Below are 19,047 nucleotides of genomic sequence, written 5' to 3'. Positions count from 1 at the left end.
AACCCTTAGCGGCTGCGGCCGCTCGGCGGATCGATCAGGCGGTCGGCGTCCACGCGCGTTCCGGCCTGCTTGATCTGGCGGAAGACGGGACTGACTTCCACGGCCTCGACGCCGGGAAGGGTTCCGACGCGGTCGGAGGTGAACTCGAAGAGTTCGTCGAGGTCGCGGCAGTGGACGACAGCGTGAAGGTTGTCCGGTCCGGACAGCGCGGCGGCGAATGCCACTTCGGGCATCTGCGCCATCGCGCGTCCAACGGTTTTGATCCTGGCTGGATGGACTCGCATCCACAGGTTCGCTCGGGCCCGGTATCCCAGGGCCAGCGGAGCGATCTCCACGTCGATGTGGACCACTCCGCCGGAGACCAGGGCGTGCAGACGTCGTGATGCTCGGCCCGGAGTGAGGTCGGCCGCGGCTGCGAGGTCGACGAGACTGGCCCGTCCGTCGGCGGCGAGGGCCGCGAGCAGCTTCTCGTCCTGCGCGCCGAGCTGGGAAGGCTCGTTCCGCACGACCGGCCTTTCGGTGAACGGCCCGTCGCCGGGGCCGAGGGCGGCCTCCTGCTCGGGGGTCAGGGTTCCGGTGAGTGCGGCCCAGTAGTGGCCGCGTCCGCCGACGAACTGGCGGAGCATCACCGACGCCCGGAGGTCGAGTACGGCGGCTGCGCGGGGAAGCCGACGGCCGAGCAGGTCGTCGCGCTGCTCCTGTGACCGTGAGCGCACGGCACAGGTGACTTCCGAGCCGGCAGCGGTCAGTGCGACCCAGCTGATGTCGGCGCGTTGCGCGAGAGCTTCGGCCATGGCGGAGGCGCTACCGGGTCGGCAGCGCAGGCGCACCATCCACCGGCTCTGCCCGAGCGCTCCCGGGTCGACCACCCCGATCACCCGGAGCACCCCGGCACGCCGCATGCGGCGGTAGCGGCGGGCGACGGTCAGCTCGGAGAGCCCGAGGACCGTCGCCACGGTCGCGAATCCGACCCGCGGATCAACCTGAAGGGCACGAAGGATTCGCACATCGTGCGGCTCCAGAATGACGGAATCATCGATCCCTGGACTCGTCATGGCGGTGACACTACAGAAGGTGCCGCTTCTGGGTCGTTGCGCACCGCGCGTCGCGGACGCTTGCACAGGTACGACGACATGCGCCGGAGGAGCCTGATGAGAGTCATCACCATCGAGGAGCACTGGACCACCCCGGGAATCGACCGGGCCTTGCGAGCGCAGCCGATGCGGTCGCGCGATGAGAGCGTGGCGTTGAACGACCGGGGAGATGTCCTCGCGCGTCTGCTCGACATCGGCGAGCAACGGATTGAGGCGATGGACGCGGCAGGCATCGACCTGCAGGTCCTCTCGATCGCCCCGCCGGGCACCCACGGGCTCCCGGCCCGCGAAGCCGTTGCGCTGAGTCGCGAGGCGAATGACCGCGCGAGCGAGGCCGTAGCGCACCATCCGACGCGTCTGAGGGCGATGACGACGTTGCCGATGTCGGATCCGGACGCGGCCGTGACGGAGCTTCAGCGGGTCGCGCAGTCGCCCGCCCATGTCGGGATCATGTCGTACGGTCGCAGCGGCGACCGTCCGTTGGATGATCCCGCCTACGACGAGCTGCTCGCGACCGCCGCCGGTCTGGGGCGGCCGGTGTTCCTCCACCCCCAGATCCCGTCGAACGTGGTCCGGGACGCCTCCTACCGGGGGTTCGACCCCACCGTCGAGCTCGCGCTCGCCACCTTCGGCTGGGGCTGGCACATCGAGGCGGGACTCGCGGCGCTTCGCCTGATCCTGCGCGGCACGTTCGATCGACACCCGGACCTCCAGATCGTTCTGGGGCACTGGGGCGAGATGCTGTTGTTCGCCCTGGATCGGGTCGACAGCCTCTCGAACGTCGCAACCGACCTCGACCGTCGGGTCGCTGAGTACTTTCGGACCAACATCCACATCGCGACCAGCGGCATGCTGACCCCCCGCTTGCTGCGTCACGCATTGGACTTCACAAGCGTCGACCGGATCTTGCTCTCGGGCGACTATCCCTTCCATCGACCGGACGCCGCGGCTGTCACCGACTTTCTTGGGACGCTCCCCGACCGCGAAGATCAGCGCAAGGTGGCGTATGCCAACGCCCAAGCGCTCTACCACCTCGAACCGTCCCCGTCCGGATCGGACGATGCGACAGCGCGACTCCTGGAGCGGTCATGAACGCGGTCCCGGAGAATGCGACCGTTCTTCTCATCGGTGCGTCTCGTGGCCTGGGCCTTGCGATCGCCGCTGAGTACCTCGACCGTGGCTCCCACGTCGTGGCGACCGTCCGCGGTCCCGGCCGGACCGGGTTGCACGACCTTCAGCAGACTGCCGGTGGGCGGCTGGAGATCGAGCACGTAGACATGAACGCGCCGGAGCAGATCCGCGCGCTCCGCGAGCGGCTCGGCGCCCGCAGGTTCGATCTGCTCTTCGTCAACGCCGGCGTGACCAACCGCCCGGAGGAGACCGCCGCGGACGTCACGACCGACGAGTTCACCCGCCTGATGATCACCAATGCGCTGAGCCCCGTGCGGGTCATCGAAACGCTCGCCGATCTCGTTGACCCGCACGGCACCATCGCGATCATGTCCTCCGGCCAGGGCAGCGTCGCCAACAACGAACGCGGCGGCTTTGAGATCTACCGAGCCAGCAAATCCGCCCTCAACCAACTGATGCGCAGTTACGCGGCCCGTCATCGCAACGAGACCCGCACGCTGCTTTTGATGGCGCCCGGGTGGGTCAAGACCGACCTGGGCGGTCCGAACGCCCGGCTCGCCATCAACGAGAGCATCCCCGCCCTCGTCACGACCGTTGACGCCCAACGCGGCCGCAGCGGCCTACGATTCCTCGATTATCTGGGGCGGACCGTCGCCTGGTGACACCACGCGCCGCGCGGCGCGGACAGCGCGACGCCGTTCGTTCTACGGGTGCGGGCTTCGCGCGGTCTGCCGGGTGGTGGCGTCGAGGGCACCGAGCAGGGACAGCGCCTGGGCGCTCGGGCTGCCGGGTTCGGCATGGTAGATGACGAGTTGCTGGCCGGGAGCGTCGCGGACGTCGAAGGCTTGGTAGGTGAGGGTGAGCGGGCCGACGTCGGGGTGGTTGAGCCGTTTGGCGTCCTGGGTCTTGCCGCGCACGGTGTGGGCCTGCCACAGCGTCGAGAAGGTGGTGCTGTGCTCGGTCAGCGTGTCGATGAGCGCGTTCAGCCGGGGGTCGCCGGGATCAAACCCGGCCGCCTGACGGAGGTTGGCCACGGTGGCCTGGGCGGCCCAGTCCCAGCGGGTGTAGAAGTCCCGGCCGGTGGGGTCGAGGAAGACCATGCGGGCGAGATTGTCCGCGGGATGAAAGGGCGAATACAAGGCGTCGGCCAGGGCGTTGGTGGCCAGGATGTCCAGCGTGCGGCTGAGGACGAACGCCGGGGTGTGGGGGTAGCCGTCCATGAGCTGGCGCAGGGCCGGGCTGACCCCGTTCCGCTGCGGCATCGGGCGCTCGTGCGGTGCGGTGCCGGCCAGTCGGTGGAGGTGGGCGTGGGCGTCGGTGTCGAGGTGGAGGGCGCGGCTGAGCGCGTCGAGGACCTGGGGCGAGGGGTGGCGTTCGCGTCCTTGTTCCAGGCGGGTGTAGTAGTCGACGTTCACTCCGGCCAGCACCGCGACTTCCTCACGGCGTAGCCCGGCGACTCTCCGTAGGCCGTAGCTCGCCATGCCGACGTCCTCTGGCCGCAGGCCGGAGCGCCGGGCGCGCAGGAAGTCTCCCAGGTCGTTGTCGGGCATGCCGTCCAGGTTAGGCACTCGATCGGTGTGCTGCCTGGGTGTGTGGCACCCAGGCAGCACACGTCCTGGTGAGCGGTCTCCGGGGCGTCCAGCCTTGGTGGCGGAAGGAACGACAGCAGCTGGAGGGGGCCGGACGGGCACCGGCCGACTCCGCACACCGGAGGGCGACGCCCTGCCTGCCCAGCCGACCACCACCGAGACAGAGGATGACATCGCTGTGCCTGGACTACGACTTGACGGCAAGGTCGCACTGATCACCGGTGCGACGGGCGGAATCGGCGCCGCGACCGCCCAGCTGTTCGCCCGCGAAGGCGCACGGCTGGTCGTCGCCGATATTCGCCGGGAGCGCCTCACGGCACTCACGCGGGAGATTGCGGAGACCGGCGCGGAAGTCGTCTCCGCTTGCCTGGATGTGTCCTCCGCCCAGCAGTGGGACGAGGTGATCACCATCGTCCGCGAGCGGTTCGGCAGGCTGGACGTCCTCGTCAACGTGGCGGGCGTCCTGGACTGGCCGGGCATCGAGGACACCGAGGAGGAGGCATGGAACCGCGTCATCGACGTGAATCAGAAGGGCACCTGGCTCGGAATGAAGGCTGCCATGCCCCTGCTCCGCGCCACCGGAAACGCCTCGGTGATCAACACCTCGTCCGTCCTGGGGCTCGTGGGAAGCGGAGCGGCCGCGGCCTACCAGGCGTCCAAGGGCGCGGTGCGCCTGCTCAGCAAGACCGCGGCGGTCGAGTACGCCCGTCAGGGAGTGCGGGTCAACTCCCTCCATCCCGGTGTCATCGCCACGCCGATGATCCAGGATCTCCTGGACGAGCAGGGCGACCAGCAGCCGGACATCGTCCGTACGCCGATGCGCCGCGCGGGCCGCGCCGACGAGGTCGCCTCCGCGATGCTCTTCCTCGCGGGCGACGAGTCCTCGTTCGTCACCGGTACCGAACTCGTCGTCGACGGCGGCCTCACCGCCTACTGACCGCTCCTCCGGCAAGAGGAGACGACCCGGCCGGCACCGGTCTCACCACGGCAGACGCTGGTCCAGCACCTTCCAGCCGTCACCCAGCTCACCGCGCAGCGCCTTCACCACGGCGTCCGACTGCTCGTCGAACAATTCCTTTTCCGCGTCGGACCACGGGGACGGGCCCTGTGGGTACTTCCAGTCGATGGAGGACTGGAACCGCTCGCTCAGCCGCACCAGTTCGGCGCGGGTAGCCGCACTGATCGGCAACCGCTCCGGCTCGCACGGGTAGCCGTACGGACTGTCTATGTGCTCCGGCCACAGCGGCGTGTGCGGGACGCCCGCTTCGAAGAAGAACCGCAGATAGGTGTACACACTGCACTTTCTCACAGCGCCCGGCCCCCTCACTCGCCGGTGGCGCCGGTCTCCCCGTGGTCGCCGGTGTTCTGCGCGTCGAAGCGCCGTCGGGCCGCCTCGATCTCGTCGAGGTAGCGGCGGGTCCAGGCACACATGCCGTTGACCGTGTCGCGCAGCGCCGCACCCGCTTCGGTGAGGCGGTAGTCGACGCGGGGCGGCACCTCGGCGTACACCGTCCGGTGCACCAGCCCGTCCCGTTCGAGTCCGCGCAGGGTCTGGGTGAGCATCTTGTGGCTGACGCCGTCGACCTCACTGCGCAAGGCGGTGAACCGCAGGGTCCGCTCCCCCAGCGCGTTGATGATCAGCAGCGCCCACTTGTTGGCCACGCCGGTGAAGATCTGGCGGGCCAGGGAGTCGGCGCGCGTGACGTCCCCGTCCTCGTCGGGGCGCCGGGCCTGCTCGGTAACCACGAGGTTCCCCTCTCACCAAGAAGTGCGTTCTTCCACGTCAGAGCATACTCACCTACGGTTTCTGACTAACCAAAAGAAAGCACTGGCCATCTCGGCAGGCACACTGCCGCGGCCTGCAACGGCAGGGAAACGGAACCGCACATGACCATCCTCAAGACCTACGCCCGGCTGTGGACCGAGGACCTCGACCGCGCGCTACCGCTCCTCGAGCAGCTCACCGGCGCGCAGGTGGACCTCCGCCTGACGTTCCACGCCGTCGAACTGGCCGTCCTCGGTGACTTCCTCGTCATCGCCGGTCCGGCCGACGAGCGCGCGAAGTACGCGCACGCCTCCGCCACCGTGATCGTCGAGGACCTCGATGACCTGCAGACGACCCTCAAGGCCGCTGGCGCCACCCTCACCACCCCCGCGACGGCCGGCCCCACCGGACGGTTCCTCTACGCCCGACACGTCGACGGGGCAGAGATCGAGTACGTCGAGTGGACGCCGGAACTACGCCGACGGCTCCTCGGCCGGTGACCACCGGCGTGCAGAGCTCGTCGGGGCGGGTCCGGGGCATCGACGGAAGTTCGCCTCGCCGGCCCCCGCCTCGTCAGGGCGGCGGCATGTCGCCGGCGGAGTGGACCCCTGTGGACGCATTGCCAAAAGAGGTGTGGACCGTGTGCCAACGCTTTTCCGGCGGCACCCCGGCATGCTGGGCAGCACCGAAAGCCAGCAGGCAGGCGGCGAACGAACGCACCGAGGGGTCGAGATCCTGTCCGGTTCTCACGGGGGCTCCGCAGGAAGGGAATTGTGATGCGCTTTCGACGAGGAATGACCGTGACCGCTGCGGCGGGCGCAGCTCTGGTCCTTGCCGCGACTCCCGCCTTCGCGGGGAGCGACCTGTCCATGGAGACGGGCGGTGGCGGCTACGGGGGCGCGTTGTTCCACCATGAGGGCGAGACGGTGACCGTGTGCGACTTCGCACGCGACGGCAAGGCCGTCACCGCCTACCTCGGCTTTTTCGAGCCGACGGGGAGCCGGAGGGTGTCGGTCACGAACGCCAAGGGCGCGGGAGGCGGCTGTGTCACCAAGGACTTCAGCGTTGTCGAGGGCAGCCGGGTAGTGATGCAGGTGTGCCTTCGCCAAGGTTCCACCGTCTCGCATTGCAGTGCCCGCCGATGGACCACGGCCTGAGGAAGTCGGGGGACTTCAGGGCGTTGAGGGGGTGCTCGGTCGGCCGGAGATCCGGTCGGCCGAGCGCCTTTTGGCATGTTTTGAGTTCTGCTGCCCTGCGGGCCGTCGGCCTCCGAACCCCGGGCCTGGAGGGCGCCGTTGCCTACGCGTGGGGCCGGGCTTGCATCGAGTTGCCGTCCGGGCTCGGTCAGCCGCCACAGCGCTCCGGCCGGCGCGGAGGCGACTACGTGCCTGCTGCTGTCTCCGGGCCGGTTCCACACCGGCCTCGGCCGGCGTCCGCCTCGCGGTGGAAGACGCTCACGTGCGTGACGCACTCCACACCGGTTCAGGGCCCCATCAAACACGCATTTAACATGCGCAATTGTTAGCGTCGCAGCATGCGGTTGACGAAGTTCACCGACCTGGGGCTGCGTGCCGTCATGCGCCTGGCGGTCACCGAGCAGGCCGAGCCCTTGACCACTCGCAAGGTGGCGGAGGCCATGGGCGTGCCCTACGCCCACATGGCGAAGGCGATCACCCGGCTCCAGCACCTGGGCGTGCTGGAGGCCCGGAGGGGGCGCGGCGGCGGGCTCGAGCTGACCGGGCTCGGTCAACAGGCTTCGGTCGGCTGGCTGGTGAGGGAACTGGAAGGCGTGGAGGAGGTCGTCGCCTGCGACGGCGATCCACCCTGCCCGCTGCGCTGGGCATGCCGGCTTCGCGGGGCGCTGCGCCAGGCACAGGACGCCTTTTACGCCGCGCTTGATCCGTTGACCGTGGCCGACCTGGTGGCATCCCCCACCGGTCCGGTACTGGTCGGGCTGGTCGGCCGCCGAGCCAAGTGACCCACGCCCTGCCGCCGCGGGTGGGCACCCCGCCCGCCTGAATGCGAAGATCATTAGCCAGTTTCAGGAGTCGTTGTGCTCTCCGAGCAGTCCACCCCCGTCATCCGCGCCACCCTGCCCGTCGTGGGCGGCGCCATCGGTGAGATCACCGAGCTGTTCTACGCCAAGCTCTTCGACGACCGCTCCGAGCTGCTGCGGGACCTGTTCAACCGCGGCAACCAGGCCAATGGCGAGCAGAAGACGGCACTGGCGGGCTCCATCGCAGCCTTCGCCGGCATGCTGCTGGAGCACCCCGGCACCCGGCCGGACGCGATGCTCGCCCGGATCGCCAACAAGCACGCCTCGCTCGGCGTCACCTCCGACCAGTACAAGCTCGTCCACCAGCACCTCTTCGCGGCCTTCGGTGACGTCCTCGGCGACGCCGTCACCGAAGAGGTGGCCGCGGCCTGGGATGAGGTCTACTGGCTGATGGCCAACGCACTGATCGCCCTTGAGGCCCGGCTCTACCGGGACTCCGGCGCCGCCGAGGGCGAGATATGGCGGCAGATGGAGATCGTCGAGCGGCGGGAGGAGACACCCGACGCGGTCTCCTTCACCCTGCGCCGCACCGACGGCAGCCCCGCGGGCTCCTTCCGCCCGGGCCAGTACGTCAGCGTCCGGGTCGAACTGCCCGACGGCGCCCGGCAGATACGTCAGTACAGCCTCTCCTGCGCCCCCGGCAGCCCGCAGTGGCGCATCACGGTCAAGCGCGTCCGGGGCGGAGTGGCGCCGGAGGGAGAGGTCTCCTCCTGGCTGCACGAGCACGCCCGGGCCGGCGACGTGCTCGCCGTTTCCGCCCCGTTCGGGGACCTCGTTCTCCCCGAAGGAGACGGGCCGCTGCTGCTGGCGTCCGCCGGGATCGGCAGCACGCCGATGCTGGCCATGCTCGACCACCTGGCCGCGGAGGGCGCGGCCCGGGCGGTGACGGTGGTCCACGCCGACCGCACCCCGTCCGACCACGCCCACCGGGACGAGCAGCGCCGCCTCGTCCGGGCGCTCCCGAACGCCGAGTTGCACCTGTGGTACGAGGAGCCGGGCGACCATGCGCCGGATGCGTCGGCCGGCCAGGTCGACCTGGCCGCGCTGGATCTCGCCGAGGGGCTGACCGCGTACCTGTGCGGCCCGCTGCCGTTCATGCGGGCGGTGCGCGGCGACCTGCTCCACCGCGGCGTGCCCGCCCCGTCCATCCACTACGAAGTCTTCGGCCCGGACCTCTGGCTGGGCCAGGAGTAGGTCGGTCACGAGCACAAGGAGAGCGCACAGCATGAACGCCACCTCGGCCGCCGTAGCCACCGCGGTCACCTTCGTCTGGCTCGGAATGGTCCTGGCGATCTCCTTCCTGGAGGCGCCGTTGAAGTTCCGGGCCCCCGGCGTGACCGTACCCATCGGGCTCGGCATCGGCCGCATCGTCTTCCGTGCGCTCAACCGGGTCGAGGCCGTACTGGCCATCGCTGCGATCGCGGCGGTGGCCACCGGCGGTCCTCCCGCATCCGTCGTCGTACCCACCGCCGTCGCCGCGTTGCTGCTGGCCGTACAGCTGCTTGTGATCCGGCCCGGCCTCAACCGCCGTTCCAACCGCGTGCTCGCCGGCGAGACCCTCCCGCGCTCCCGCGCCCACCACTTCTACGTGGCCACCGAGCTGGTCAAGGTCTTCGCCCTGCTCGCTCTGGGCACAGACGTGCTCACGACCTGACCGCCTTCCTGGGCCGCTCAGGATGGCTTACGAGTCCTCCGCAGCGTTGGCTGACCCCAATCAGGTCGGCATGAAGCAGCCCAGCTCACGCGACTTCTGCCGAAGTGCGGCTGCCCACGCCCCCTCGGAGGGCCCCGGGCCCATGGGGACCTGAACATCAGTGAGTTCACGGCCGTCAGCACGGTCGGCCGCCTGCCAGTTCACCTCGATGGCCGCTCTCTCCGCCAGGACCAGCACCGTGGCGATGAACCCCTCGGACAGGGCGGCCATGACGGCGTGGCTCGTTCTGCGGTGCCACGCGAGCAGGGCGTGGACGAACGCAGTGAACAGGGTGGGGTCGATCTGGCACTCGTCCGCCTTCATGGGACCGATGCCGGACGGCAGCCCCACTTCGGCTTGGTAGACGCTCACCTGGCTCAGGAACAGCCGGGAGGCGCCGTTGGACGGGTTCCACAGGGTCTGGTCGCCCATGTCGTAGTACTGGCTCACTGCGGCCTCATCCTCATCCTGATCCTGTTCCTGATCCTCCGAGATTCTGTCTCCGGATCGAAGCCTCCGGAGAAGCCTCCCTGTTCTCCCCTAGTACTCCAGCTGTAGATCGTTATGTGCCCTGGTCTTGGGACTGTCTGCCACTGGCGGAAACTCAGGTGGGCTCAGCGCATGATCTGGGTAGAGTCGGGCGATGCCCGAGCTGAAGCGGCTGCATGCCGGCCACGCCCCGGCGGTTCTGGCCTTCGAGCTGGCGAACCGCGCCTACTTCGCTGCCTCGATCTGCGACCGTGGCGACGACTTCTTCGACCGGTTCACCGACCGGTACAACGCCTCGCTGGCCGAGCAGCAGGCCGGCATCTGCGCCTTCTACGTGCTCGTCGCCGAGGACGGCTCGGTACTCGGCAGGTTCAACCTGTACGACGTGGAGGACGGCACTGCCAGACTCGGCTACCGGGTCGCGGAGCGGGTCGCCGGCCGCGGCGTGGCGACCGCGAGCGTCCGGGAGCTGTGCCGGATGGCGATAGCGAGGCACGGCCTGCGCACACTGCGGGCGGCCACCTCCCACGACAACGCCGCGTCCCAAAAAGTTTTGGCCAAGGCCGGGTTCGTCCCGGTGGGCCCTGCCACCCCGGCCGACCTCGGCGGCAAGTCAGGCACTTGGTACGAGCGCGACCTCCAGCCATAGACCTCTGGACGGCTTCCTGGCCGGCAGCAGAAGTTGATCGTTCTGCTGCCCCAGGATGATCCGAAAGAGTCCGAAAGAGACGGCCCCGCCCGGCCGGTGGCCGGGCGGTACGGCGGCGCGGCGCGTTCTCGCGGACCGGCGTGCGGGAGCGCGTGCGGGTCGCACCGTGGGCGCCGGGATCTACGGTCCGGCGGGAGTGGCCGGCGCTTGAGCGGCGGCCGGGTTGCCGGGCTGTTCGAGCAGGCGGTTGCGGAAGAGATCGAGCACCTTGTCGAGCGCCGCACGGGTCGGCTGGCCGGGTTCGTCGAGGAGGTGCTCGGTCAGGACGGAGTGCGGCGGCAGCGCGGAGGCCGGGTTCGCGGCACTGTCATCGAGCTCGACGGCAACGAACGCCTCGCCGAGTTCCCGGCGCAGGAAGGCGAACCGGTCGCCCGGCACCAACCGGTCGCCGCAGAAGCGCAGCCCCATGACCTCAAGGCCGTCGCGTTCGCAGCGGGCCCGGACGGTGGCGAGGTCCTGGGGGGAGATGTCGATGACCGCGGCCCGGCTTCTGGTGACGGGCAGGGGCAGCGAGGGCTGGGACAGTACGGGGGCGAGAAGCCGCTCGTCGGTGGCCATCGCGAGGGCGAAGCCACCGGTCAGGCACATGCCGACGGCGCCGACGCCGGGGCCGCCGCAGCGCTCGTGCTCGTCCGCGGCGAGGGCCCGGAGCCAGCTCACCACGGGGGAGGTCTTCCCGGTGGCCAGCACGGTGAATTCCCGGCTGACGCACACCTTCGCTATCGACGAGGCCATGTAGAGGCGCGTCTTCAGCCGGCCGACCGTTGCGGGGTCGGCGGCGCGGCCCGGCGTACCGAAGAGGACCGGGAGGACCGCGGTGCAGCCGATGGCGGCGACCCGCCGGGCGAACTCCAGAACCTTGGGTGTGATCCCCGGTATCTCCGCTATCACGACCACCGCCGGGCCTGTCCCCCGCCGCAGGATCGGGCGGGTGACGCCCTCGTGGGTGAAGGTGCTCTCGTCGAAACCGGTGAGGTCATGCTCTGACATGGGCTACCGCCATCCTGTAGGTCAAGTGCTGACCGAAGCTGATCACATGCGGCGCGAGCGGGGGCGGTTTCCGGTATGTGGTGCGCTTGGCCGTGGGGCAGAGCGAGGCGGCCGGGGCCGGCCGCGAGGCCGTCTCTCCCGTCATGCCGCCGGACGCCACTACCGTGAGGCCGAGGCCGGCCTCACGGTAGTGGCGTCCGGCGGCGTTCCGGCGTCGGCCTACGCTGCGATCCGGCGGGTGCTGAGCCGCAGTTGGCGTTCCTGCTCCTGATCACCGGAGGCGGAGCCGACGTCGTGGACGGTGAACACGGAGGCCAGACCTGCGTGCAGACGGTCGGCCGCCCAGGGGCCGCCCTGGAGGGTGACGGTCACCGGCTCGGTCAGCCGGCACGGCTGCGCCAGGGCCGCTGCTGCCGCCGACACGTCAACGGTCATGGCCCATACGGTCGGGCCCGGCCCGGCTGAGCCCTGAGGTGCGTCCTCCGTCGCCCGGTCGGAGCTGAAGAGTGCGTTGAGCGTGCGGAAGACCGTGTGTGCGTCCTCTGCGGGGCAGTCCGTGATCTCCACCTGGACCTGGTCCGCGCCGTCACCGGTCTGTGCGGTCGCTTCCGAGTCGTTCACTGTGGTGCGCCTTCCTCTCTACGTGGTGCATGCAGCTCTACGTCGTGCGAGCAGCTCTACGTCGTGCGTGCGGCAACGGCGTCGCCCGCGCGGCTCTCCGTGCGTGCGCACGCCGTTGAGGAGCGGTGGGTGGATCCGTCATGGGGAGCGCGTACCCGATCACGGCCCGCGTACCGCTGCGCCGCCCGTCTCCCTGGGGCCGCTGAAATCGTGCGGATCAGCACGGCGATCCGGGGTGATGTCCTGGCCGAACAGGGCACACGGGACGGCAGGGGGGAACCGGAAGCGGAGCGACACCGAAGCATCGGCGTCGCCTCACGGACGAGTGAAAGGGTTAGGCATGTCGCAGGTAGAGGAGTCGGTCGAGGTCAGCGTTCCGGTGCGGACGGCCTACAACCAGTGGACGCAGTTCGAGTCCTTTCCGCAGTTCATGGAGGGGGTTGAGCGAATCGACCAGGCTGGTGACCGCCTCACGCACTGGGTGACCAGCATCGGCGGGGTCAAGCGGGAGTTCGACGCGAAGATCACCGAGCAGATCCCGGACGAGCGCGTCGCCTGGTCCACCGTCGACGGTGAGGCCAAGCAGGCCGGGGTCGTCACCTTCCACCGCATCGACGACACGACCACCAAAATCATGCTGCAGATGGCCTTCGATCCGGACGGGCTCGCCGAGAACGTGGGCGACAAGCTGGGCGTGGTCAAGCGGCAGGTGAACGGTGATCTCAAGCGGTTCAAGACCTTCATCGAGAATCGCGGTATCGAGACCGGCGCCTGGCGAGGCAGCGTCTGAAGCCGCACGGCCGGCCGCCACCCGGCCCCACGAGAGGACTGCGAGGGGAGCAGCGTGCTGCTCCCCTCGCAGTTCTGTGCGCGACGCATGAGACTGGGCCCATGGCTGCCCTACTGGATCGTGACGCGCTGCGCGGCCGGGTCGCGGTGGTGGCCGGCGCCACCCGCGGTGCCGGGCGGGGGATCGCCGCCGCGTTGGGTGAGGCCGGCGCGACGGTCGTCTGCACCGGTCGCAGCAGCCGGTCCGGCACGAAGTCGATCCGGTCGGACTACGACCGTGCCGAGACCATCGAGGAGACCGCCGAACTGGTCACCGGTCTGGGCGGCGTCGGCATCCCGGTTCAGGTCGACCACCTCGAACCCGAGCAGGTGCGGCGCCTGGCCGAACGTCTGCGGACGGATCACGGTCATGTCGATGTGCTGGTGAACGACATCTGGGGTGCGGAGGTCCTCAAGGGGCCGCCGACGAGCTGGAATACGCCGATCTGGGAACACGATCTGCAGACCGGCCTCCGCATTCTGCGGCTGGCCGTCGACACCCACCTGATCACCTCGCACCACCTGCTGCCGCTGCTCATCGACCGGCCCGGCGGGCTGCTGGTCGAGGTCACGGACGGCACGACCGCCTTCAACCGGAACCGGTACCGGATCTCGGTGTACTACGACCTCGCGAAGGTCGCGGTGAATCGCCTGGCCTTCTCTCAAGGCCACGAACTCACTCCGTACGGCGGCACGGCGGTCGCGGTCACCCCGGGCTGGCTGCGCTCGGAGATGATGCTCGACAACTTCGGTGTGACCGAGGGCAATTGGCGCGACGCTCTGGACGGCTCGGTCGAGGGGTACCCGTCGGCCCCTGACGGTTTCGAGGAATCCGAGTCGCCCCGCTATATCGGGCGCGGCATCGCGGCCATCGCCGCGGACGTCGATCGGGCTCGGTGGAATCAGCGGTCGGTGACGTCGTCCGAATTGGCCCGGGCATACGGCTTCACCGACATCGACGGCCGTCGGCCCGACAGCTGGGCAGAGCAGAACTGAGGAACCGGGGGGACGGTCATCGCTTGGGGTGCGCCGATCCACGGGGCCTGCGGCACGGGCGACGGCACCTGAGCCAAGGCCCCTCAGCGGTGGGCGCTGCCGTCCTCCCGGTGGCGGGGGATCAGGGCGCTGACCGTCTTGCCGGCGGTTTCGTCGGTGACCGCCACGGCTTCCGCTATCTGGTGGATCATCGACCAGCCGAATCCGCCTCCCTCACCGGAGACATCCGGGGTGCGCGGCTGGGGCGGGACGTGGCTGCCGTCGCTGACGGCCACGGCGATGGCTTCCGGGCAGGCCGAAAGGTGCAAGGTGCAGGAGGGTCCCTCCGCGTGGCGCACCGCGTTGGTGACGAGTTCCGAGACGACCAGGACCACGGCTTCGATGTCCTCCTGATACAGGGGCGGCTCCAGTCCTCGCAGGAACTCGGCAGCGAGATGGCGTGCGCGTCCGGCGCCTTCGGGGCAGCTCCTCAGGTCGACGTACAGGGCCGGCGGTGCGGTGAGTGTCCGCGAACCCGCGGTGGTGCTCATGTAGCTCACCTCGTCGTGCATCGTCATGGTGAAAACGTGGCGGGGAGCACGCCCCTTGGACCGGCCGCACACTCCACGTTGCGCAGGTGGGTGATCCGTCGGCGGGTCCTTGACCACTTGTTCCTTACTTCGAGGCGCTTACCCGGCGCGACCGTCACGAAAAGCACTCACCCGCATCGGCTTCATCCGGTCCCGGCGTTCGAGTGGTTGGGCGATATGCCCCAACTGTCCGATCCTTGTCGTAGCGTTGCAGGTCAGCGCCCCTCCCCCGGTTCACGGAAAGTGCGCATACGTGGCTCGGATTGCCGGTGGAAAGGTGTGACGCTCCGTCACCGGGGTACGGGAGGGGCACGGCCGGGGCGGATCGCGAGGGCACCCCTCTCGCGGAGCGCTCCGGCCTCGGCAATGCACGCGAGAAGGCAGACGAAAAGGAGGAGTGACCGTCATGAACAGCATCTGGACGTACGCTCCGGATCTGGAGCCGCAGGGGACGACTCTGACGGGCTTCAGCGTGGAGACGGCTACCGGCACGATCGGTCAGGTGGAGCGCCAGATGGATCAGCCCGGCGTGCAGCACCTGGTCGTCGACACCGGCGTCTGGGTCTTCGGTAAGAGCGTGCTCATCCCGGCCGGGATCGTGACCGGGATCGACCGTGCAGCGAAGGTGGTGACCGTCGCCCGCACCAAGGAAGAGATCAAGGCCGCGCCCCGCTTCACGGTCGACAGCGAGACCGCCGATCTCAGCTATCTGGCCGAGGTCGGCAGCTACTACAGCGGCCTCCCCGCGCTGGCTCGCGTCTGAGGCGCAGGGCATGACCGACAGCGGGGAAGGCTGAGAGCTGTGACCGCTGAGAGCCGTGCAGGCTGAGAGCTGTGACGGCTGGCCGCTGGTCTGCATGTCGCGGGCGGCCGTGGCCTGTTGGCGGGCGGATACGCCGGCTGACATGTGGGGGCCCCGCCGGAATGCGGCGGGGCCACCACTTTGTCGAGGGCGGGCGTCCGGAGAGGCCGCACCGGCGGTCGATCGCGCGGTGGTCAGGGTTGGTCGAGCACGTCGACCGTGACGCCCCGGCGGCGTAGTTCGGTCAGTTCGTCGGCGGGTGCGGCGCGGTCGGTGACGACGCGGTCGTAGCGGGCGATGTCGCTGTAGGCGTGGGTGGCGGTCTTGCCGAATTTGGTGTGGTCCACCAGCAGGAGTGCGCGTTGGGCGCAGTCGAGCATGGCTTCCTTGATCTCGGCGTATTCGCGTATCGGGTGGAAGAGGCGGCCGCCGAGGACGGACACCGCGGACATCACCGCGAGGTCGGCGCGCAGGCGGCTCAGTGCGCGGAGCACGTCGGGGCCGACGCAGGAGCCGAATTCGCCGCGGTAGCGGCCGCCGAGGAGGGTGACGTCGGCGCCCGGCGTGTCATCGAAGAGGCGGGCGACGCCCAGGGAGTTGGTGACGACGGTGACCGCTTCGGTCCGGGCGATGTGGGCGGCGAGCGGGAAGACGGTGGTCGAGTCGTCCAGGACGACGGTGCTGCCGGGCCGGATCTCGTCGGCGACGGCGGCGCACAGCGCTTCCTTGAGTTCGGGGTTCACGCCGACCCGGAAGCGGGTCGCGGTTTCCATGGTGAGGCTCGGGAAGGGGGCGGCCCGGCCCCGTTCCTTGCGCAGCAGGCGGCGTTCGGCGAGCTGGTCGAGATCGCGGTGCATGGTGGCGAGGCTGACCCCGAAGTGTCTGGCCAGTTCGTCGATGCGGACTTCGCCGTGTGCGACGACATGGGCCAGTACGTCCTGCCGTCGCCGGTCGACCTCGGCCAGCGACGACCGTGCGGAAGCCATCGGGGCCGCCTCTTTTCGGTCGGGCAGCGGCGGTGCGCCTACCGCTGCGGGTAGATGACGGCCTTCACCGCGGTCTCGTCGCGGGTGGCGACGGTCAGTGCGCGCTCGGCCTGGGCAAGACCGTAACCGTGCGAGACGAGGGAGTCGAGCCGGACCGCGCCCGAGGCGACGAGTGCCGTCGCGGTGGGCCAGGTGTGGGCGTAGCGGAAGGTGCCGGTCAGTTCGAGTTCGTAGTTCTGCACCCGGCTGAGCGGCAGCGGGATCTCGTCCCCGCCCATGCCGATGAGGACGACCCGGCCGGCCCGGCCGACGGTGCGGATCGCCTCGTTGCTCACGGCGGGGACGCCGGAGCACTCCAGGAGCACCGTCGGGGTGTACCCGGCTCGGCCCAGCGGGGTGCCGGAGACGTCGAGGGTGGTGGCGCCGGCCGATCGGGCGAGTTCGAGGCGGTGCGGCAGGACGTCGGTGACGAGCACATCGTGGGCGCCGAAGGCACGGGCCGTCTGGGCGGCGACCAGGCCGATGGGGCCCGCGCCGGTGATCAGGACGCGGTCGCCCGGGCCGATACGGGCCTTGCGGCAGGCCCATACCGCCACCGACAGCGGTTCGAGCAGGGCGGCCTCCTCGATGGTCAGGGAGTCGGGGACCTCGTGGGCGAAGTCCTGGTGCACGGCCAGGTATTCGCAGAAGGCGCCGTCGACCGGCGGGGTGGCGAGGAAGCGCATGTCCGGGCAGAGGTTGTAGCGGCCCGGGCGGCATTCGCCGCAGCTGCCGCAGGGGGTGCCGGGCTCGACGGAGACGCGTCGGCCGATCCGTGCGGAGTCGGCTCCCGGGCCTGCGGCGACGACCGTGCCGGCCGCCTCGTGGCCCAGGACGAGCGGCTCGCGCACGACGAAGTCGCCGATGCGCCCGTGGCGGTAGTAGTGCACGTCCGAGCCGCAGGTGCCGACCGTCTCGACGCGGACGAGTAGTTCGCCGGGCCCTGGGGTGGGGACGGGGCGTTCTTCAAGGGTCAGCCGCTCGGGGCCGTGGAGGACGGCGGCGCGCATGGTGGCGGGGATCGCGGAGGTGACGGTCATGGCGGGTCTCACGGCTCCCTGGGGTGCGGGCGTCTGCAGCAACAACGTAACGAGCTTTCTTCTATCAGAACAGGCTTGACTTTGCACAAAATACGAGAAGACTTGCGCAGGCTTGCGGGCTTGCACCGCTGCACGCGCCCTTTCCGGCCGCGCTCGCCCTCGGTCAGTACCGCTTCGTCGCTCGTGTTCCGCCCCTCCCCCGCCCCCTGGAGGCCCCATGCACAGCCCCGCTCACCCCCGCCCGATACCGGGGCCGGCTGCCGCACCACCGCCGGAACGCCGGCGCTCCCCCGTCGAGCGGCTGGGCATTCCCCCGGCCCTCACCTGGGGCTTCGTCGGCGTCCTGCTGTTCATGACCGGCGACGGCGTGGAGACCGGCTTCTTCTCGAAGTACCTGGCCGACCACGGCCTGGCCAGGGCCGACGCGGCGGTCGTGATCGCGGTCTACGGCATCACCGTCGCGGTCGGCGCCTGGCTCTCGGGCGCCCTGTCGGACCTCTGGGGCCCGCGACGGGTGATGATCGCCGGCTTCGCCGTCTGGCTCGTCTTCCAGGTGCTGCTGCTGACGGTGGCGCTGCCGGCGATGAACTATCCGCTGCTGCTGATCGTCTACGGGCTGCGCGGCTTCGGCTATCCCCTGTTCGCGTACGGGTTCCTGGTGTGGGTGACCGCGGCGACCGCGCCACAGCGAATGGGGACCGCCGTCGGCTGGTACTGGTTCGCCTTCACCGGCGGTCTGCCGACCCTTGGCTCGTTGCTGGCCAGCGCGACGATTCCGCAGGTCGGCTCGTACCGCACGCTGTGGTGCGCGCTCGGTCTGGTGACGCTCGGCGGTCTGCTCGCGCTGTTCCTGGTGCGTGAACCCACCGGCCGCTCGCGGCTCGCGCCGCCCGGCGAACGTCCGCTGGCGACGCTTGCGGGCAGCGTCTCGATCATGCGCCGGCGGCCCCGGGTGGCGATCGGTGCGGCGGTGCGCGTGTTCAGCACCGGCTCGCAGTTCGGCTTCCTGGTCTGTATGCCGTTCTTCTTCACCGAGACGGTCGGCTTCACCACGTCGGCCTGGCTGCGGCTGCTGAGCGTGATGTTCACCGCGAACATCTTCGCCAACCTGTTCTTCGGTGCCGTCGGCGACCGGCTCGGGTGGCAGCGCACCATGACCTGGTTCGGCGCCGTGGCCTGCGCGGTGACCTGTCTGGCGCTGTACTACGTACCGCTCGCGGCCGGCCCCGACTTCGCTGCCGCGGCCGTGGTGGCCGCCCTGTACGGCATCGCCCTGGCCGGATACGTACCGATTTCCGCGCTCGTCCCGGCGCTGGCACCACACCACAAGGGACAGGCGATGTCCGCGCTCAACCTCGGTGCCGGGGCCAGCACCTTCGCCGGACCGGCCGTGGTCGCGCTCACCCTGGGGCCGTTCGGCGTGGCCGGCATCGTCTGGATCTTCGCGAGCCTGCATCTGGCCACCGCGGTCGCGATCCGCTTCCTGGAACCGGACCCGGAGTTCACCGCTCCTGACGGGGCGTCGGCCAGGCCCGTCGGTGCGGAGCTGCCCGCGGGCCGTCCCTGACCGGCGGAGGACGGCGCTTGGCTCCATGATGGGGACGTCGAGTGACCGCGCGCTCACAGGTGCGCGGCCCTCGGGCCCTCCGG

The 19,047-nt window shown here is 69.9% G+C and carries 24 protein-coding genes; 13 read left to right on the top strand and 11 right to left on the bottom strand.

What is annotated here, in order from left to right; translation table 11 throughout:
* Positions 1 to 5: 5 nt before the first annotated feature.
* Positions 6 to 1,121 carry an Lrp/AsnC family transcriptional regulator gene (locus OO62_RS31620; RefSeq protein WP_228332340.1) on the bottom strand — a complete coding sequence of 372 codons (1,116 nt, stop codon included), beginning with the start codon at positions 1,119 to 1,121 and terminating at the stop codon, positions 6 to 8.
* Positions 1,122 to 1,151: 30 nt separating this feature from the next.
* On the opposite strand from OO62_RS31620, the gene OO62_RS31615 reads away from it, so the two are divergent.
* Both OO62_RS31615 and OO62_RS31610 read left to right on the top strand, forming a co-directional pair.
* Positions 1,152 to 2,186 carry an amidohydrolase family protein gene (locus tag OO62_RS31615; RefSeq protein ID WP_051733784.1) on the top strand — a complete coding sequence of 345 codons (1,035 nt, stop codon included), beginning with the start codon at positions 1,152 to 1,154 and terminating at the stop codon, positions 2,184 to 2,186.
* Positions 2,183 to 2,887 (top strand): SDR family NAD(P)-dependent oxidoreductase, encoded by a 705-nt coding sequence (locus OO62_RS31610; RefSeq protein ID WP_033271074.1) that lies wholly within the window; start codon positions 2,183 to 2,185, stop codon positions 2,885 to 2,887. The genes OO62_RS31615 and OO62_RS31610 overlap by 4 nt, the downstream gene beginning before the upstream one ends.
* Before the next feature lie 42 nt (positions 2,888 to 2,929).
* Here OO62_RS31610 and OO62_RS31605 read toward each other — a convergent pair whose 3' ends face one another.
* Positions 2,930 to 3,775 carry a helix-turn-helix transcriptional regulator gene (locus tag OO62_RS31605; protein WP_033271073.1) on the bottom strand — a complete coding sequence of 282 codons (846 nt, stop codon included), beginning with the start codon at positions 3,773 to 3,775 and terminating at the stop codon, positions 2,930 to 2,932.
* Positions 3,776 to 3,992: 217 nt separating this feature from the next.
* On the opposite strand from OO62_RS31605, the gene OO62_RS31600 reads away from it, so the two are divergent.
* Positions 3,993 to 4,751, top strand: coding sequence for an SDR family NAD(P)-dependent oxidoreductase (locus tag OO62_RS31600; RefSeq protein WP_033271072.1), 759 nt, complete (start codon positions 3,993 to 3,995; stop codon positions 4,749 to 4,751).
* Between the two features lie 42 nt (positions 4,752 to 4,793).
* Here the strand turns inward: OO62_RS31600 and OO62_RS31595 are convergent, their stop codons facing one another.
* Together OO62_RS31595 and OO62_RS31590 are read right to left on the bottom strand one after the other, a co-directional pair.
* Positions 4,794 to 5,123, bottom strand: a complete 330-nt coding sequence (locus tag OO62_RS31595; protein WP_033271071.1) for a hypothetical protein — start codon at positions 5,121 to 5,123, stop codon at positions 4,794 to 4,796.
* Positions 5,124 to 5,137: 14 nt separating this feature from the next.
* Positions 5,138 to 5,560 (bottom strand): winged helix-turn-helix transcriptional regulator, encoded by a 423-nt coding sequence (locus tag OO62_RS31590; protein ID WP_051733775.1) that lies wholly within the window; start codon positions 5,558 to 5,560, stop codon positions 5,138 to 5,140.
* Between the two features lie 141 nt (positions 5,561 to 5,701).
* On the opposite strand from OO62_RS31590, the gene OO62_RS31585 reads away from it, so the two are divergent.
* Positions 5,702 to 6,079: a VOC family protein gene (locus OO62_RS31585; RefSeq protein WP_033271070.1), complete on the top strand. Its 378-nt coding sequence runs from the start codon at positions 5,702 to 5,704 to the stop codon at positions 6,077 to 6,079.
* Between the two features lie 73 nt (positions 6,080 to 6,152).
* Here OO62_RS31585 and OO62_RS39755 read toward each other — a convergent pair whose 3' ends face one another.
* Entirely contained in the window at positions 6,153 to 6,329 is a 177-nt protein-coding gene (locus OO62_RS39755; protein WP_157850177.1) for a hypothetical protein, read from the bottom strand.
* A gap of 50 nt (positions 6,330 to 6,379) precedes the next feature.
* On the opposite strand from OO62_RS39755, the gene OO62_RS31580 reads away from it, so the two are divergent.
* From OO62_RS31580 to OO62_RS31565, 4 genes are all read left to right on the top strand, one after another.
* The gene (locus OO62_RS31580; RefSeq protein ID WP_129322908.1) at positions 6,380 to 6,736 is read left to right on the top strand and encodes a hypothetical protein; all 357 of its coding nucleotides are present in this window, start codon (positions 6,380 to 6,382) and stop codon (positions 6,734 to 6,736) included.
* 377 nt (positions 6,737 to 7,113) lie between these two features.
* Positions 7,114 to 7,557: an RrF2 family transcriptional regulator gene (locus OO62_RS31575; protein WP_033271068.1), complete on the top strand. Its 444-nt coding sequence runs from the start codon at positions 7,114 to 7,116 to the stop codon at positions 7,555 to 7,557.
* 75 nt (positions 7,558 to 7,632) lie between these two features.
* Entirely contained in the window at positions 7,633 to 8,829 is a 1,197-nt protein-coding gene (locus OO62_RS31570) for a globin domain-containing protein (protein ID WP_033271067.1), read from the top strand.
* A gap of 31 nt (positions 8,830 to 8,860) precedes the next feature.
* On the top strand, positions 8,861 to 9,289 hold the full coding sequence (locus OO62_RS31565) for a hypothetical protein (protein ID WP_033271066.1): 429 nt from the start codon (positions 8,861 to 8,863) through the stop codon (positions 9,287 to 9,289).
* A gap of 60 nt (positions 9,290 to 9,349) precedes the next feature.
* Here OO62_RS31565 and OO62_RS31560 read toward each other — a convergent pair whose 3' ends face one another.
* A complete protein-coding gene (locus tag OO62_RS31560; protein ID WP_033271065.1) occupies positions 9,350 to 9,778 on the bottom strand; it encodes a DUF6086 family protein in 429 nt (142 codons plus the stop codon).
* 193 nt (positions 9,779 to 9,971) lie between these two features.
* Here OO62_RS31560 and OO62_RS31555 point away from each other — a divergent pair, with 193 nt between their 5' ends.
* Complete coding sequence (locus tag OO62_RS31555; RefSeq protein ID WP_033271064.1) at positions 9,972 to 10,466, top strand: GNAT family N-acetyltransferase; 495 nt, start codon at positions 9,972 to 9,974, stop codon at positions 10,464 to 10,466.
* A gap of 180 nt (positions 10,467 to 10,646) precedes the next feature.
* Here OO62_RS31555 and OO62_RS31550 read toward each other — a convergent pair whose 3' ends face one another.
* Both OO62_RS31550 and OO62_RS31545 read right to left on the bottom strand, forming a co-directional pair.
* On the bottom strand, positions 10,647 to 11,516 hold the full coding sequence (locus OO62_RS31550; RefSeq protein ID WP_033271063.1) for a dienelactone hydrolase family protein: 870 nt from the start codon (positions 11,514 to 11,516) through the stop codon (positions 10,647 to 10,649).
* Positions 11,517 to 11,735: 219 nt separating this feature from the next.
* Positions 11,736 to 12,137, bottom strand: a complete 402-nt coding sequence (locus OO62_RS31545; RefSeq protein ID WP_033271062.1) for a hypothetical protein — start codon at positions 12,135 to 12,137, stop codon at positions 11,736 to 11,738.
* A 340-nt stretch (positions 12,138 to 12,477) separates the two neighbouring features.
* Between OO62_RS31545 and OO62_RS31540 the strand changes: the two genes are divergently transcribed.
* Both OO62_RS31540 and OO62_RS31535 read left to right on the top strand, forming a co-directional pair.
* Positions 12,478 to 12,927 carry an SRPBCC family protein gene (locus OO62_RS31540; protein WP_033271061.1) on the top strand — a complete coding sequence of 150 codons (450 nt, stop codon included), beginning with the start codon at positions 12,478 to 12,480 and terminating at the stop codon, positions 12,925 to 12,927.
* A gap of 101 nt (positions 12,928 to 13,028) precedes the next feature.
* Entirely contained in the window at positions 13,029 to 13,961 is a 933-nt protein-coding gene (locus OO62_RS31535) for an SDR family oxidoreductase (protein ID WP_033271060.1), read from the top strand.
* A gap of 83 nt (positions 13,962 to 14,044) precedes the next feature.
* Here OO62_RS31535 and OO62_RS31530 read toward each other — a convergent pair whose 3' ends face one another.
* Positions 14,045 to 14,518 (bottom strand): ATP-binding protein, encoded by a 474-nt coding sequence (locus OO62_RS31530; protein WP_228332342.1) that lies wholly within the window; start codon positions 14,516 to 14,518, stop codon positions 14,045 to 14,047.
* Between the two features lie 418 nt (positions 14,519 to 14,936).
* On the opposite strand from OO62_RS31530, the gene OO62_RS31525 reads away from it, so the two are divergent.
* On the top strand, positions 14,937 to 15,293 hold the full coding sequence (locus OO62_RS31525; RefSeq protein ID WP_033271113.1) for a hypothetical protein: 357 nt from the start codon (positions 14,937 to 14,939) through the stop codon (positions 15,291 to 15,293).
* Between the two features lie 233 nt (positions 15,294 to 15,526).
* Here the strand turns inward: OO62_RS31525 and OO62_RS31520 are convergent, their stop codons facing one another.
* Both OO62_RS31520 and OO62_RS31515 read right to left on the bottom strand, forming a co-directional pair.
* The gene (locus OO62_RS31520) at positions 15,527 to 16,318 is read right to left on the bottom strand and encodes a DeoR/GlpR family DNA-binding transcription regulator (protein ID WP_033271059.1); all 792 of its coding nucleotides are present in this window, start codon (positions 16,316 to 16,318) and stop codon (positions 15,527 to 15,529) included.
* Between the two features lie 38 nt (positions 16,319 to 16,356).
* Positions 16,357 to 17,397, bottom strand: coding sequence for an NAD(P)-dependent alcohol dehydrogenase (locus tag OO62_RS31515; RefSeq protein WP_164993240.1), 1,041 nt, complete (start codon positions 17,395 to 17,397; stop codon positions 16,357 to 16,359).
* A gap of 217 nt (positions 17,398 to 17,614) precedes the next feature.
* Here OO62_RS31515 and OO62_RS31510 point away from each other — a divergent pair, with 217 nt between their 5' ends.
* Entirely contained in the window at positions 17,615 to 18,964 is a 1,350-nt protein-coding gene (locus tag OO62_RS31510) for an MFS transporter (protein ID WP_078617457.1), read from the top strand.
* Positions 18,965 to 19,047: the final 83 nt, after the last annotated feature.

Source organism: Streptomyces lydicus (assembly GCF_000717345.1).
Classification (GTDB): domain Bacteria; phylum Actinomycetota; class Actinomycetes; order Streptomycetales; family Streptomycetaceae; genus Streptomyces; species Streptomyces lydicus.
The sequence above is the reverse complement of the archived record's forward strand: the minus strand, read 5'-3'. Positions and strand labels throughout refer to the sequence as shown.